This is a genomic window from Acetobacter sp. P1H12_c (assembly GCF_018811975.1).
GTDB lineage: Bacteria > Pseudomonadota > Alphaproteobacteria > Acetobacterales > Acetobacteraceae > Acetobacter > Acetobacter persici.
This window is the reverse complement of record NZ_JACRVR010000017.1, coordinates 30,257-43,721: the sequence shown is the minus strand read 5'-3', so window position 1 is coordinate 43,721 and position 13,465 is coordinate 30,257. Positions and strand designations below refer to the sequence as shown.

At 59.3% G+C, this 13,465-nt stretch carries 14 protein-coding genes; 7 read left to right on the top strand and 7 right to left on the bottom strand.

Translation table 11 applies throughout. From position 1 onward, the window contains the following. Positions 1–113: 113 nt before the first annotated feature. Positions 114–1,502, top strand: coding sequence for an L-serine ammonia-lyase (locus tag KP699_RS10035; RefSeq protein WP_215762493.1), 1,389 nt, complete (start codon positions 114–116; stop codon positions 1,500–1,502). On the opposite strand, the gene KP699_RS10030 is transcribed toward KP699_RS10035, so the two are convergent. Both KP699_RS10030 and KP699_RS10025 read right to left on the bottom strand, forming a co-directional pair. Then, positions 1,464–2,333 carry a TIGR03915 family putative DNA repair protein gene (locus tag KP699_RS10030; RefSeq protein WP_215762492.1) on the bottom strand — a complete coding sequence of 290 codons (870 nt, stop codon included), beginning with the start codon at positions 2,331–2,333 and terminating at the stop codon, positions 1,464–1,466. The two genes, KP699_RS10035 and KP699_RS10030, sit on opposite strands and share 39 nt — an antisense overlap. Positions 2,334–2,350: 17 nt before the next feature. Then, positions 2,351–3,580: a putative DNA modification/repair radical SAM protein gene (locus KP699_RS10025; protein ID WP_212374051.1), complete on the bottom strand. Its 1,230-nt coding sequence runs from the start codon at positions 3,578–3,580 to the stop codon at positions 2,351–2,353. A gap of 242 nt (positions 3,581–3,822) precedes the next feature. On the opposite strand from KP699_RS10025, the gene KP699_RS10020 reads away from it, so the two are divergent. The 3 genes from KP699_RS10020 to KP699_RS10010 all read left to right on the top strand — a co-directional run bounded on the left by KP699_RS10020 (position 3,823) and on the right by KP699_RS10010 (position 7,023). Next, on the top strand, positions 3,823–4,788 hold the full coding sequence (locus KP699_RS10020) for a thiamine pyrophosphate-dependent dehydrogenase E1 component subunit alpha (protein ID WP_086655092.1): 966 nt from the start codon (positions 3,823–3,825) through the stop codon (positions 4,786–4,788). 63 nt (positions 4,789–4,851) lie between these two features. Beyond that, on the top strand, positions 4,852–5,880 hold the full coding sequence (locus tag KP699_RS10015; protein WP_086655093.1) for an alpha-ketoacid dehydrogenase subunit beta: 1,029 nt from the start codon (positions 4,852–4,854) through the stop codon (positions 5,878–5,880). A 3-nt stretch (positions 5,881–5,883) separates the two neighbouring features. Continuing rightward, a complete protein-coding gene (locus KP699_RS10010) occupies positions 5,884–7,023 on the top strand; it encodes an acetoin dehydrogenase dihydrolipoyllysine-residue acetyltransferase subunit (protein WP_215762491.1) in 1,140 nt (379 codons plus the stop codon). Here KP699_RS10010 and KP699_RS10005 read toward each other — a convergent pair. Both KP699_RS10005 and zigA read right to left on the bottom strand, forming a co-directional pair. Continuing rightward, positions 7,008–7,355, bottom strand: a complete 348-nt coding sequence (locus KP699_RS10005) for a DUF6525 family protein (RefSeq protein WP_215762490.1) — start codon at positions 7,353–7,355, stop codon at positions 7,008–7,010. The genes KP699_RS10010 and KP699_RS10005 overlap by 16 nt on opposite strands. Beyond that, the gene (gene zigA, locus KP699_RS10000; protein WP_215762489.1) at positions 7,348–8,577 is read right to left on the bottom strand and encodes a zinc metallochaperone GTPase ZigA; all 1,230 of its coding nucleotides are present in this window, start codon (positions 8,575–8,577) and stop codon (positions 7,348–7,350) included. Before zigA ends, KP699_RS10005 begins: the two co-directional genes overlap by 8 nt. A gap of 79 nt (positions 8,578–8,656) precedes the next feature. On the opposite strand from zigA, the gene KP699_RS09995 reads away from it, so the two are divergent. Continuing rightward, positions 8,657–9,280 (top strand): DUF1826 domain-containing protein, encoded by a 624-nt coding sequence (locus KP699_RS09995; protein ID WP_215762488.1) that lies wholly within the window; start codon positions 8,657–8,659, stop codon positions 9,278–9,280. Positions 9,281–9,393: 113 nt separating this feature from the next. Here the strand turns inward: KP699_RS09995 and KP699_RS09990 are convergent, their stop codons facing one another. From KP699_RS09990 to KP699_RS09980, 3 genes are all read right to left on the bottom strand, one after another. Further along, positions 9,394–11,316 (bottom strand): CocE/NonD family hydrolase, encoded by a 1,923-nt coding sequence (locus KP699_RS09990; protein WP_215762487.1) that lies wholly within the window; start codon positions 11,314–11,316, stop codon positions 9,394–9,396. A 301-nt stretch (positions 11,317–11,617) separates the two neighbouring features. Beyond that, positions 11,618–12,445 carry a hypothetical protein gene (locus KP699_RS09985; RefSeq protein WP_215762486.1) on the bottom strand — a complete coding sequence of 276 codons (828 nt, stop codon included), beginning with the start codon at positions 12,443–12,445 and terminating at the stop codon, positions 11,618–11,620. Between the two features lie 9 nt (positions 12,446–12,454). Further along, the gene (locus KP699_RS09980) at positions 12,455–12,601 is read right to left on the bottom strand and encodes a hypothetical protein (RefSeq protein ID WP_215762485.1); all 147 of its coding nucleotides are present in this window, start codon (positions 12,599–12,601) and stop codon (positions 12,455–12,457) included. On the opposite strand from KP699_RS09980, the gene KP699_RS16760 reads away from it, so the two are divergent. Then, positions 12,600–12,785, top strand: coding sequence for a cysteine-rich CWC family protein (locus KP699_RS16760; RefSeq protein WP_374196923.1), 186 nt, complete (start codon positions 12,600–12,602; stop codon positions 12,783–12,785). The genes KP699_RS09980 and KP699_RS16760 overlap by 2 nt on opposite strands. Positions 12,786–13,042: 257 nt before the next feature. After that, a complete protein-coding gene (locus KP699_RS09975; RefSeq protein ID WP_215762484.1) occupies positions 13,043–13,225 on the top strand; it encodes a hypothetical protein in 183 nt (60 codons plus the stop codon). The last annotated feature ends 240 nt before the right edge of the window (positions 13,226–13,465 follow it).

Below are 13,465 nucleotides of genomic sequence, written 5' to 3'. Positions count from 1 at the left end.
CCCCGGAAAATCAACGGGGCTCTTCACGCGGAGGTGTAAAAAAGCAGCCGCTTGCGTATGGTAGCAGGACGCGGCACAGGCGGCGTCTGGCATGGGGAAGAGCAACGCGCGGTATGATCAGTCTTTTTGATATTTTCAAAGTTGGTATCGGGCCGTCTTCTTCCCATACAGTGGGGCCAATGCGGGCAGCGCTCAGATTTATGGAGGCCTGTGCGGAGCCGGATGCGGGCCAGCCGGGCGGCGCATCCCCGGTCGCGCACATCCGCGTCACGCTTTATGGCTCTCTGGCATGGACGGCCAGCGGCCACGCGACGGACAAGGCGGTTATTCTCGGCCTGTGCGGGGAACATCCGGAAACCGTCAGGCCGGACCAGACGGACGCTATGGTTGCGCATGTGCGGGCGCAGGGGTGCCTTCCGGCGCGGGGCGGCCTGCCGCCGGTGCGGTTTGCGCCGGAGACGGATATTGTTCTGGATAAGGAAACCCACCCCCCCAAACACCCCAACACGCTCCAGTTTGAGGCGTTTGATCAGACCGGCACCCTGCTGCGCACCGCGCGCTTCTGCTCCGTAGGGGGCGGGTTTATTGTGTCAGAAGAGGCTGCGGACAGTAGTTCCTATGCTCTGCCGGATGTACCGCATGATGTTCGTTCTGGTGCGGACCTGCTGGCGCTCACGCAAAAAACCGGCCTGAGCATTGCGCAGATTGTGCTGGAGAATGAAAGCGCCCTGCGTCCCGCGGCCGAGGTTGTGGCGCATCTGGACCATATTGCCTCTGTCATGATGCACTGCATTGAACGCGGCGTGGCGCAGGCCGGTATCCTGCCCGGCAAGCTGCGGGTGCAGCGGCGGGCGCATGCGTTATATGAACGGCTGAAGGATAAGGACCGGCGCAACAGCAACCTGCCGCATGAAATTATGGACTGGGTGAGCCTGTTTGCCATTGCTGTGAATGAGGAAAATGCTGCCGGAGGGCGCGTTGTTACCGCCCCGACCAATGGCGCGGCGGGCGTGGTGCCAGCGGTGCTGCGCTATTATCGGGATTACTGCCCGGGGGCCACGGTGGAGGGGATGCGGGATTTCCTGCTGACAGCCTCCGCCATGGGCAGCCTGTTCAAACTGAATGCCTCTATTTCCGGCGCGGAAGTCGGGTGTCAGGGCGAGGTCGGGGTTGCGTCCTCCATGGCGGCGGCGGGGCTGGCTGCTGTGCTGGGTGCTACCCCTGCACAAGTGGAAAATGCAGCGGAAATTGCCATGGAACATCATCTGGGCATGACGTGTGACCCGGTGGGCGGGCTGGTGCAGATCCCGTGCATTGAGCGCAATGCGTTTGGGGCCATCAAGGCGATTAACGCGGCGTCTCTCGCGCTGTGCGGGGATGGAGAACATCGCGTCTCGCTCGATCAGGTGGTGCAGACCATGGCCGAGACCGGACGGGATATGAACCACCGTTACAAGGAAACCTCACTCGGAGGGCTTGCGATGAACTTCCCGGAATGCTGATGCCCGGCGCTCCTGCAGGCGGTGGTGGAAGGCCGGGGCCGGGCGGGGTTGCTGTGCGGCCATGGCCGCAACGCGGGCCGGGGCGTTGGCCAGCATTTGCGGAATAAGCTGGGTTTCTGGCAGGTTTTTCCAGTATTTACGCGGCATTTCAGACAGCATGGCTTTGGTCTTGATACGCGCCGGGTTGAAGGTGGAAACGTAATAGGTCTGCCAGAGCTGGTCGATATCATCCGACAGTCTGGGTTTGGCGCAGGGCGTGGGGCTGAAGGCGCAGGTCTCCCCATTCCATGCCAGTGAGCCTTTGGGCGTGAGGATCACCCAGTCCATATCCACAAACCGTTTTGAAAAAAACGGTGCCACACTGGGCAGAACGTAATGGTCCGGTTCAAACCACGCATAAAAGGAGCGGCGGCCTGCCTGTGCCGCGCCATGTTCACGGAAGCGGACGTAGGCGGTCATTTTATGCGTATCTTCCCGCACCTGTTTGTGCATGTACAGGGCGCGGGCAATGTCCGGGTCTGTCGCGATGCTGGCCAGAGCCGGTTCTGTCTGCGCGCGCCAGAGGATGCGATAGGCCAGAGCAAAGCGTGTCTGGTCCGCATGGCGCAGAATGGAGCGCAGCAGGGCGAGGCAGTTGCTCCGCAAAACCGGAGGCTGTGCGCCCGCTTTTGGGGTTGGGGCGACTAAAGGCGTATCAAACAGCGTCGTTTCGGCCGAGGCGCAGCGCCATTCAATTTCTTCCGGCGCGCGGTCTGCCAGAAAGCACTGGCGAGCCAGAGGCCGCCATGCGGAAAAGGATGTGTGATCATCCAGAATAAAACCGTAGGCCATGAGCAGAAACCACGTGTTCAGAAAAGGGCAAGTTGCTGGGGTTGCGGCACAAAAAGCTGGCGGAGATTCTGCTGGTCCGCCAGCCTGCCGGGGGACCAGCCGGTGGTGTAGAGAAACGGTTTGATCTTGCGGATGGAGACTTTCAGCTTTGCAAGGTCTTCCAGCCGCAGGTGCCTGTGGCGGCGTGCGGCAACAATGGCCTGCACGGAGCGCACCCCAAGCCCCGGCACCCGTAACAGCATTTCCTTGGGGGCGCGGTTGAGGTCTATGGGGAACAAAGCGCGGTTTGCCAGAGCCCAGGCCAGTTTGGGGTCCAGTTCAAGGTCCAGCATGCCATCCGTGCGGGCGGCGGTAATTTCAGAAAACTGAAAGCCATAGAAACGGAAAAGCCAGTCCGCCTGATACAGCCGGTGCTCCCGCAGCAGCGGTGGCGGCCGGATGGGCAGAATGGCGGAGGCATCGGGAATGGGGCTGAAGGCGGAGTAATAGACGCGCCGCAGCTTATAGCCTGTGTAAAGCGAGGAACTGCTGGACAGGATATCGCGGTCGGTGGCCTGATCAGCCCCGACAATCATCTGTGTGCTCTGGCCGCCGGGGGCAAAACGCGGGGCTTTCCGGCCGGTGAGGGTGCGGTCTTTTGCTGCATCAATATGCGTGCGCATCTCCCCCATGGACTGGCGGATTTCCGAGGCATGTTTTTGCGGGGCGTAGTCCGCCAGCCCGCGTTCCGTCGGCATTTCCACGTTGATGGAAAGCCTGTCCGCATACAGCCCGGCTTCCGCCAGCAGGGCGGGGGAGGCGTTGGGAATGGTCTTGAGGTGAATATAGCCCCGGAATTTGTGCGTCTGCCGCAACTCCCGCGCGACGCGCACCATCTGGCTCATGGTGTCATCGGATGAGCGGATGATGCCGGAGGAGAGGAACAGGCCCTCGATATAGTTCCGGCGATAGAACTCCAGCGTCAGCCAGATCACTTCATCCGGCGTAAAACGCGCGCGCGGCACGTTGGAGGACGAACGGTTGATGCAGTACGCGCAGTCATAAATACAGAAATTGGTCAGCAGGATTTTCAGCAGGGAAATACAGCGGCCATCCGGGGTAAAGGCATGGCAGATACCGTTGCTGACGGACCCGAGCCCTTTGCTGGCGGCGGAGTCGCGCTTGCCCGCGCCGCTGGAGGAGCAGGACGCATCATATTTGGCGGCATCGGAGAGCAGCGCCAGACGGTCGGACAAGCTTTGCTTCATAATGTTCATGATATGTTCTTGTCTGGCGCATTGCAAGAGATCTCTCCTGTTCTGCCCGACTTTCCCCGCCTGCGCGGCGGAAAGCTGCGGAAACGGCTCTTGTTTTAACCTGAAACAGAAATTCACATATGCGTGCGATGAATGATTTTGAGAAGCATGTCCGCAACGGTGGGGGTATGGAGGCGTTGGGAACAGACTTTCCTCGGTCAGTGACAACCAAGAAAAAATAAAGGATCTGGTCCATGCAGATTTCCACAGAGACCCTGCTTCGGTCCTACCGCGCCATGCGCACTATCCGGGTGTTTGAAGAACGCCTGCATCGTGAATTTGCTACCGGAGAAATACCGGGTTTTGTGCATCTCTATTGCGGCGAGGAAGCCTCCGCCGTGGGAGTGTGCGCAAACCTGACGGAGCAGGATACCATTGCCAGCACCCATCGCGGCCACGGGCATTGTATTGCCAAAGGTGTTGATGTGGGCGGCATGATGGCTGAAATTTATGGCCGCAAATCCGGCGTGTGCCGGGGGAAGGGCGGCTCCATGCATATTGCCGATCTTTCCAAGGGCATGCTGGGGGCCAACGGCATTGTGGGCGGTGGCCCGCCGCTGATCTGCGGGGCGGCTCTTTCCCACAAGGTTTTAAAAGATAACGGCGTGGCCGTAGCCTTTTACGGGGATGGCGCCTCGAATGAAGGCACGACGCTGGAAAGCCTCAATCTGGCGACGGTCTGGCAACTGCCTGCGGTGTTTGTGGTGGAAGATAACGGCTATGGCGAGGCCACCGGCGCGTCCTACGCCTGTGCGGGCAACCAGAAGGACCGCGCTGCCGGGTTTGGCATGCCGTATATGGAATGTAATGGCTCGGACTTCTTTGCGGTGCATGATGCCGCGCGCGATGCCATTGACCACGCCCGCTCCGGCAAGGGGCCGGTGATGCTCCATGTGCATCTGGAACGCTGGTACGGGCATTTTGAAGGCGATTCCATGAGCTATCGCGCCTCGAACGAAGTGGCCGATGCCAAGAAAAACCGTGACTGCCTTGAGAGTTTCCGCAAACGCGTTGAGCAGGACAAACTGCTTGAGCTGAGCGCGCTGGATGAGATTGACGCCGCCGTGGCGGATGAGGTGGAAAGCGCCGTTCAGGCCGCCAAGCAGGCTCCCTGGCCGGAAGAGGCGGACCTCATGGCCGATGTCTACGTCAAGATCTGACGCATTTCAGATGACGCCACACGCACTGCCGTGTGAGCAACCAGCCCGGAAGGGAAGAGACCTATGAGCAAGAAAAGCTTTCGTCAGGCGATTAATGAAGCGCTGCGTCAGGAAATGCGCCGCGACCCCACTGTTGTGCTGATGGGGGAGGACGTTGCCGGTGGGCAGGGTGGTTCTTCCGGCGTGAAGGACGCATGGGGCGGGGTGCTTGGTGTGACCAAGGGCCTGCTGACCGAATTTGGGGAAAGCCGTGTGCTGGACACCCCAATTTCTGAAGCCTCCTATATTGGGGCCGCGGCCGGTGCGGCGGCCACGGGTCTGCGCCCGGTGGCGGAACTGATGTTTGTGGATTTTGTTGGCTGCTGTCTTGATCAGATCATGAATCAGGCCGCAAAATTCCGCTATATGTTTGGCGGCAAGGCCCGCACCCCACTGGTGATCCGCGCGATGTATGGCGCAGGCTTTAATGCGGCGGCCCAGCATAGTCAGGCGCTTTATCCGCTCTTTACGCATATTCCGGGGCTGAAGGTGGTTGTGCCGTCTTCCCCATACGAGGCGAAGGGTCTGCTGATTGAGGCCATCCGTGATGATGATCCTGTGATCTTCCTTGAAAACAAAGTCATGTATGACGATGAGGAAGAGGTTCCGGACGAGGCCTACACCATCCCGTTTGGGGAAGCGAACCTGACGCGCGAGGGGAATGATGTGACCATTGTAGCTATTGGCCGCATGGTGGGCATGGCGAACGAGGCTGCGGACCGGCTGGCAAAACAGGGTATTTCCTGTACCGTGCTGGACCCGCGCACCACCTTCCCGCTGGATGAGCAGACCATTCTGGAATGTGTGGAAGATACGGGCCGCCTTGTGATTGTGGATGAATCCAGCCCGCGCTGTAACATGGCGTGTGATATTTCCGCCCTTGTGGCCGAGCAGGCGTTCGGCGCGCTGAAGGCCCCGATCCGCCGCGTTGTGCCGCCGCATACGCCCGTGCCGTTTTCCACCCCGCTGGAAAAACTCTACATGCCGAACGCGGACAAGATCGAGGCTGCGGTCAAATCCATCATGATGCAGAAAACGCCTGAGGTTGCCTGAACAATGACACATGCACTGACAGCCCTGACCATGCCCAAATTCGGTCTGGCCATGACCGAGGGTAAGCTCGCCTCCTGGACCGTTTCCGTCGGTGATACGGTGCGGGAAGGGGATGAAGTGGCGGATATTGAAACCAGCAAGATCACCAGCGGGTATGAAAGTCCGGCCTCCGGTGTCCTGCGCAGGCAGGTGGCGCAGGCGGGGGAAACCCTGCCGGTTGGTGCGCTGCTGGGTGTTGTGGCGGACGCAGAGGCGTCCGACGCCGAGATTGAGGCGTTCATTGCCAGCTTCAAAGCCGATACGGAAGAAGAGGGCGGTGAGGATGCGGACGCTGCAAGTGCGGAACCGCGTCTGGTCACGGCGGGGGAGTACACCCTGAACGTGCGGGATGCCGGGCGGCGTGACGGTGTGCCGCTCCTGCTGATCCACGGTTTTGGCGGTGATCTGACCAACTGGATGCTGAATCAGGATGTTCTGGCCCGGCATCATCGGGTTATTACGTTTGACCTGCCGGGGCACGGCGCATCCTCCAAGGATGTGGGGGATGGATCCGTTACCATTCTGGCTGAAGCTGTCTCTGAATTGCTGAAGGCGCTGAATGTCCCGCGTGCGCATATCATGGGCCATTCACTGGGTGGCGGAATTGCTCTGGCGCTGCTGCGGGATTATCCGGATACGGTGGCCTCTCTGACACTGATTGCCCCTGCCGGACTGGGGCGCGAGGTGAATGCGCAGGGTCTGCACGATATGGTGGAGGCCGACCGTACGCGGGATATGCAAAATGCCTTGCAGGCTCTTGTGTATGACAAATCCCTCGTGGGCCGGAAAATGGCGGATAACGTGCTGAAGGTCCGGCGTCTGGACGGCGCGCGTGACGCCCTGCGGGCGATTGAGGCCGCCTGCTTTGGCAACGGCCAGCAGTCGTTTGATCTGCGGCCGGTGCTTGATGCGGCCCGTATTCCGGTCACGCTCTTCTGGGGCGAAGAGGATGAAATCCTGCCCGCAGCCGGCGCAAAAAATACACCTGATTTTGTTGTAAAGCACCTCCTGCCACAGGTTGGGCATATGCCGCAGCTTGAAAAAACGGCGGAACTGAACCGGCTTGTTGAGGCGTTTTTAGAAAAATCTCAGGTTGCGGCTTGACCTCTTAAAATACTGACATGGGCGGCATCATGCGGGAGCATGGTGCCGTACTGGTCTGAATAGTGGGAGGCGAAGGCTTCCCGCTCCAGCCGTTCACAATAATCCAGATAGCGGATTAACGCACGCTGGCCGCGCAGCGTGTTGCCGTAGGTGCGTTTGTAATGCTTCCACAGCATCAGCACGTTGACGGACCATGCATCATACGCATGCTCCGCCACCCGCTGCCGCACCAGCGGCGGGAGCTGGTCAAACGCCTGCCAGTCATCCCCGGTGTAGCGCCGCCACATCGCGTCGCGCAGGGTGCGTTCATTGGAAAAATCAGCCTCAGGCATAGGCGTCTTCCTCCTCTTGCTGGCGATGCCGCCAGACGGGGAATGGGTCAGCGAGGCCAGCATAGGCTGCGGGCCGGAAACGCTCCTTGTCCTGCGGGGCAAGGCAGGCGTCCAGCGCGGCGCGGAGGGCGGGTTCGTCCATATCCGCTGTGCCGATAAAAACGATTTCCTGCCTGCGGTCTCCGTAAACAGGGTCCCACCTGTTCACCAGCATGTCTTTCCAGTCTTCATCCTCCGGCCAGTGCTCGGGAGGGATCACGCACCACCATAGGCCCATCGCCTGTGTGCGGACCAGCGCACCCGCCTGCCCGAGTTCCCCTACCCATTCCGGCCGGGTGGCAAGCCAGAAATGCCCTTTGGCGCGCACCACACCGGGCCATGAGGCGTCAATAAAAGCCTTGAATTTTTCAGGAATAAACGGACGGCGGGCACGGTAGACAAAGGTATGGATACCGTATTCTTCCGTTTCGGGTACATGCTCGGCGGCCCCATAAAGTTCTTTATACCACAGCGGGTGCTGTTCTGCTTTGGCGTGGTCAAAACGGTGGGTGTTCAGAACACGGTCCAGCGGCACCTTGCCCATATCGGTTTCAATCAGATCCGCATCGGGGTTGAGCGCGCGGATAATCTGTTTTGCGGCGTCACGCTGTTCCGGTGTGGCGGTGGATGTCTTGTTCAGAACAACAACATCGGCAAACTCAATCTGCTCTACCAGCAGGTCCACCAGAGCGCGGTCATCGTCCTCGCCTGCGGTTTCTCCCCGGTCTTTCAGAAAATCGGTGGAGGCGTAATCCCTGAGCAGGTTTACGGCATCCACCACCGTCACCATGGTATCCAGCCGGGCGATATCCAGCAGGCTCTGGCCTTCTTCATCCCGGAAGGAGAAGGTGGCCGCTACGGGCAGAGGTTCCGCAATCCCGGTCGATTCAATCAGCAGGTAATCAAACCGACCTTCATCCGCCAGACGGCGCACTTCTGTCAGCAGATCATCGCGCAGGGTGCAGCAGATGCAGCCGTTGCTCATTTCCACCAGTTTTTCATCCGTGCGGGAGAGGTCCGATCCTCCCCGCACCAGATCGGCGTCAATATTCACGTCGCTCATATCATTCACAATCACCGCGACGCGGCGGCCTTCACGATTGTTGAGAATATGGTTGAGGAGTGTGGTTTTCCCGGCTCCCAGAAAGCCGGAGAGGACGGTAACGGGCAGCAGGGTGGTCATGATGCGTCTTCCTTCGGATTGCGGTTCCGGGTGTCTGTATGATACGTTATATCATAACATATACTTAAAGCGAAACCCCATGCTGACCATGCTCGCCCCCTTCCATTACCCCACAGCAGATGCCGCTTTTCAGGCTCTTGCGCAGCCAGATTGCCATATTGCGCTGGCAGACCGCACTCTGCCGCGTGATCTGGAGCAGGCCGCGCAGGCGTTTCTGCATGATGGTCCCTCCCTGATTCTGACGGCAGGCTCCCCCGGACAACTGGAAGAAGAACTGGCGTCCGCCTTTACGCCCGAAACACGCGTGCTGCTGGAAGATGCGCTGCGGCTGGCCCGGCATTATTGCGCGACAACCGGGATGGACGCCGTTCGCTTCCGGCTGGAGCGGATTACTCATGACAGTTGCCGCCGCTTCCATGTGGATCATGTTGTGTTGCGGCTGCTGTGTACTTATGTGGGGCCGGGTGTGCAGTGGCGGCGGGCCGAGGCGGGAGAAAATGCGACGGTGCATCAGGCTGACGCCGGAGCTGTGGCATTGCTCAAAGGCGGCTGCTATCCCGGCTGGCAGCCGGAGGGGGCGGTGCAGCACCGGTCTCCACCCCTTTCCACGCTGGCCGTGCCCACTACGCGCCTGTTGCTGACGCTGGATGCCCCGCAGGCGTGCGGTATGTCCGAGGATCAGCGGCGGATTGTCCGGGATTAGCAAAATCTAAGCAGCAGGACTTATTTTATACAAATCCTGCTACAGAAGAAAAGCGCGGCGCATGAAGCGGGAAGAAAAGACGCCTTCCCCCCTCTGACGCAAAAGCGTGGGCCTTAAGGCGTGACCGGAGAGGCCTGATGCACTGTGAGCCAGCTTGCGGCGGTATCAAGGGTGATCGTCGCGGGTTTGTAGGCCTCTGGCGGTGCCGTGAAAATGGAACTGACATATGTTTGCGGGTTCCGGTCATAGAGCGGGAACCAGCTTGACTGCACCTGCACCATAATGCGGTGGCCGGGGCGGAAGGTGTGGTTCATGACCGGCAGCCGGAACTGGTAAAGCTGGGGCTTGCCTGCCGGAATGGCCTCCGGGTGTTCAAAGCTGTTCCGGTAGCGGCCCCGCAGAATGTCACTGCTGACCATAAGCTGATAGCCGCCGAGTTCACGCTGTTCCGGCACTTCATCCGGGTAAACGTCAATCAGCTTCACCACAAAATCACCATCCGTACCGGTGGTGGTGGCTGTCAGATGCACCAGAGGCTGGCCGTCCAGAGCGATGGGTTTTGTCAGCACGGGCGAGGTAAAGGTGGCCACGTCCGGGCGGGATGCGGCGTTACGCTGGTCTGTGGAAAGCCAGTCATCCCACACGGAGCCGGGGGCGTCACGGGTAATAACCGGGCGCTGAACATAGGGCACGGGATGCGCCGGGTCCGCCAGATAGCTGACAGATCCTGCCGTGCTGGCAGACGCGTTCAGGGAGAGTTGATGCTGTGCCGTCAGATGCAGGGTTGCGCAGTCTTGTGTGCAGTCCTGCTCGGGCAGAGCGCTCCGTGTTTCCCACGTGTCTGACCCGCTGCGATAGGCTGAAACCCGGCCGGGCAGCGGGATCGCATCATCTTTCAGATAATGCGCCAGAAACGGCTCAAGGATTGTCCGGCGGAAATACAGGCCGGTATCGGAATGGAGCCTGATAGGGCCAAGGGTGCTGGCGTCCTTGATCTCGCCGCCGTGGTTCCACGGCCCCATGGCCAGCCAGAGGTTCGGCTGGTCCGCCTGTTTGTGCTTCAGCGCGTAATAGAGCGCGATATCTCCATAATTATCTTCCTGATCCCACAGGCTATGAACAAGCAGGGTTGGAACGCTGAGGCGCTGCGTGGGGAGCAGGCGGTCCAGCGCCTGCTGCTGCCACCAGTTATCATAGGCAGGGTGGGCCAGAATTTGCCGGAAGAAGCCAATCTGCTCCATGCCGCGCTCCTTGCCCAGTTGCCCGGCGGAGACGGAGTTCAGGAAAAGATCATAATTGTCATACTGGTTGCTCCACCAGATAACGGATTTTTTCCGGGTGGCGTCCTGATTGTAAATATAGGAGAGCATTTCCTCACGGAAGGCACCGTTATGGAACCAGTCATCCCCCATCCAGCCATCCACCATCGGGTTCATGGGGACGGAGACTTTCAGGGCAGGGTGCGGGTTGAGCAGGGCCGTCAGGGCTGTGTATCCATCGTAAGACACTCCAAGAATCCCAACCTTGCCGTTGCTTTGCGGGATGTTGTGCACCAGCCATTCAATGGTGTCCCATGTGTCTGTGCTGTGGTCCACTTTGGTCGGGTTCAGGGGGCCGCGCAGCGGGCGGTTCATTACGTAGTCCCCTTCGGACCCGTATTTGCCCCGTACATCCTGCACAACGCGGATATAGCCGCCATCCACAATCACATCGGGCATGTTGTCATACCCCTGAAGGATGGAGCGGAGGGTGCCGCTGTCCGCCTTGGAGGTCATGCGCGTGGCATTATACGGTGTGCGCGTGAGCAGAATGGGGGCGTTCTGCGCGGCTTTGGGGATAAGGATCACGGTATGGAGCTTCACGCCATCCCGCATGGGGATCATCACATCGCGGCGGATGAAGTCAAATCTGTCTGTATTGACCGTGAAGTTTTCAGGCATGTCCGGGGCAATGGCGGCACCTGTGGCGGCGTTCTGTGCGAGAGCGGGGGTTGAAAGGGCTGTCACGCAGAGCAGCATCAGAAGAGTTTTGACCATAGGTTCCCTGACCATAATACGGATAGGCCTGTGTTCTGTCAGGCAGGTAATGTTGTCTCCCGGCGTGGCGGCAGAGGTGCTGTGTACCAGTACAGGGTATATTTCGTTTCGGGACCAGATGCGTCAACAGGCCATACGGAGCAGATGTGATAACTTCAGGTTAAGGTTTAAGGCGAGAAGGAAGGCAGGAAGGTAGGAAGGTAGGTCGTATGCATGGACGTATGGCCGCCTCTGGTCAGCCCCCCGCGCCTGGGCTGACTGTGCGGTTTGGGGGTCGCCGTTGTGGGGTAGGCGGGTTGGTTTATGGGGCTGAGGATTTACAGTCAGGCACGTTAATGGCAGAGGCGCCGTGTGCGTCAAACCAGACCGTGCCGTCGTCGACCATAGCCTCCCCATTGTGCACAAACATGTCGTGCGGGACGGCGCGCTGGAGGCTGAGCCGGACACAGGGCGTGAAAATGCGGGGCCATGCCGCAAAAAGAGCTTCCGGTGTCTTGAGAATTTGCATGTGCTGAGCATTGATCCTTAATGGCCATGACACCAGTTTTGCAGTTTCCGCTTTATTCCCGCTGAGGGCGCTTTGCAGGAAGTGCCTGACCATTGCTTCAAAAACCGCAGGCGGAGCGTCTGTGACAGACTCATACAGTGTGTCCGGGGTAAGAGAGTCTGTTGTCACCAGATTCAGGAGAACGGGATAGGTCTGTGTGCCTTTCTGCCAGGTTCCGGCCAGTTCCGTGGCAGATTGCAGGGAGAGAGGCTTTGTGGCTGTCTTATCGGTGGTTGTAAAATGCAGCGAGAAATGGCCACCGCCCGGTTCATCCAGCGTAATCTGCTCACCGGTAATCTGGCCAGTGAGGGGAATATCCACCAGATTTTTTGTATAGAAATAGCTTGCAGAAGTCAGTTTCTGATCTGGCATAACAGAAAGGGTCGCCCCAATGCGATAGGAGCCGAGGGTGCCGAGTAACCGGTAGTTTTCAGCTTCCGGGTGTGATGTGGCCGCAGCCGGGGGCTGGTCTGCCGGAGGGTTGGGCGGAGAGGCAGGCGTACCGGAGGTGGCACCTGCGGGGGTGCTGGCAAAGGTAAAGAGGCTGAGCGCCAGAAAGGCAGTGGCTCTTCGCATCATCATCCGGTCTTTCTACTGTAAGAGGTGGCTGCTGTAAGAGGTGGGGGAAAGCGGTGCAGGCGTGTCAAACGTCTGCTGGGTGGTGGGGGAGGAGGCGTGGTGTGCGTGGCGGGGCGTCGTTGAGAGACGATACGGCAGGAACGGCTGGAGGGTAAACATGATTTGTGAAATCTGTGGAACAGACTTTCCGTGCACGGCGGACAGCCAGTGCTGGTGTATGCAGGTGCCTCACGCCATCCCGCTCCCTGCCGGGGAGGCTCCGGGGTGTATGTGCCCGGCCTGTCTAAAACAGCTGATCCGGCGGTCTCGTGCCGGGGAACACGTCTCTCCAGAGCCGGCATGACGGGTGATGGGATCCTATTTATTGAAAAACAGAAAAACATAATTTCAATAAAAGATGATTTTATAAAACAGTTTTACAAAATGCAGAACGGGGTTGCATGAGGTGAGCGCATTGCCGTTGCGCAGTATAAAGCGGCGGCATTTTGATGCAGATCAAAGGCGACTGAAGCAAAGCTGCGGAAACTGCTTCCGGTAAGCACAGGAGCCTAAAACGGGCGAAGCCTGAGGGCCTGCTGCATGGAATGGAAGGATGTTCGGATGACCACCACGGCCAGCACAAACAAGACAGTCGAGATTGCAGGCACCCGCTATGAGATGCTGGGCACCATGAATGACGGGGACTGTAAGGTGCGCCTGAAAAACCTCGGCGGAGAGGTCGTGGAAATGACCTGTGATTCCTTTATCAATCAGCTCAATAACGGCAGCGCCCGTTATCTGTAACCGGGCTGGGGAGTCTGTGCGCCGGGTTTGCTGCGGAGATGCAGGACGCCGGGCCAGAGGTCTGAGCAAGGTTTTCTGGAGTTCCTGACGGTGCGACTGGCCGGAAGGAGAGGGGCGGCGAAGTCCGGGCGCTGCGCAACGCAGGTCCGGGCTTACTGGCCGCGCAACAGGGTGGCCCGCTGAGGCACCACACCGGGATCATCTGGCAACAGACTGCCTGTAACGGGGTTTGCGCCAGAA

Coding starts and splice junctions, on each gene's coding strand:
- KP699_RS09975 (WP_215762484.1), top strand. CDS start 13,043: ATGACCACCACGGCCAGCACAAACAAGACAGTCGAGATTGCAGGCACC.
- KP699_RS10015 (WP_086655093.1), top strand. CDS start 4,852: ATGAGCAAGAAAAGCTTTCGTCAGGCGATTAATGAAGCGCTGCGTCAG.
- zigA (WP_215762489.1), bottom strand. CDS start 8,577: ATGACCACCCTGCTGCCCGTTACCGTCCTCTCCGGCTTTCTGGGAGCC.
- KP699_RS10030 (WP_215762492.1), bottom strand. CDS start 2,333: ATGGCCTACGGTTTTATTCTGGATGATCACACATCCTTTTCCGCATGG.
- KP699_RS10020 (WP_086655092.1), top strand. CDS start 3,823: ATGCAGATTTCCACAGAGACCCTGCTTCGGTCCTACCGCGCCATGCGC.
- KP699_RS09980 (WP_215762485.1), bottom strand. CDS start 12,601: ATGTTTACCCTCCAGCCGTTCCTGCCGTATCGTCTCTCAACGACGCCC.
- KP699_RS10025 (WP_212374051.1), bottom strand. CDS start 3,580: ATGAAGCAAAGCTTGTCCGACCGTCTGGCGCTGCTCTCCGATGCCGCC.
- KP699_RS16760 (WP_374196923.1), top strand. CDS start 12,600: ATGATTTGTGAAATCTGTGGAACAGACTTTCCGTGCACGGCGGACAGC.
- KP699_RS10010 (WP_215762491.1), top strand. CDS start 5,884: ATGACACATGCACTGACAGCCCTGACCATGCCCAAATTCGGTCTGGCC.
- KP699_RS10005 (WP_215762490.1), bottom strand. CDS start 7,355: ATGCCTGAGGCTGATTTTTCCAATGAACGCACCCTGCGCGACGCGATG.
- KP699_RS09990 (WP_215762487.1), bottom strand. CDS start 11,316: ATGGTCAAAACTCTTCTGATGCTGCTCTGCGTGACAGCCCTTTCAACC.
- KP699_RS10035 (WP_215762493.1), top strand. CDS start 114: ATGATCAGTCTTTTTGATATTTTCAAAGTTGGTATCGGGCCGTCTTCT.
- KP699_RS09995 (WP_215762488.1), top strand. CDS start 8,657: ATGCTGACCATGCTCGCCCCCTTCCATTACCCCACAGCAGATGCCGCT.
- KP699_RS09985 (WP_215762486.1), bottom strand. CDS start 12,445: ATGATGATGCGAAGAGCCACTGCCTTTCTGGCGCTCAGCCTCTTTACC.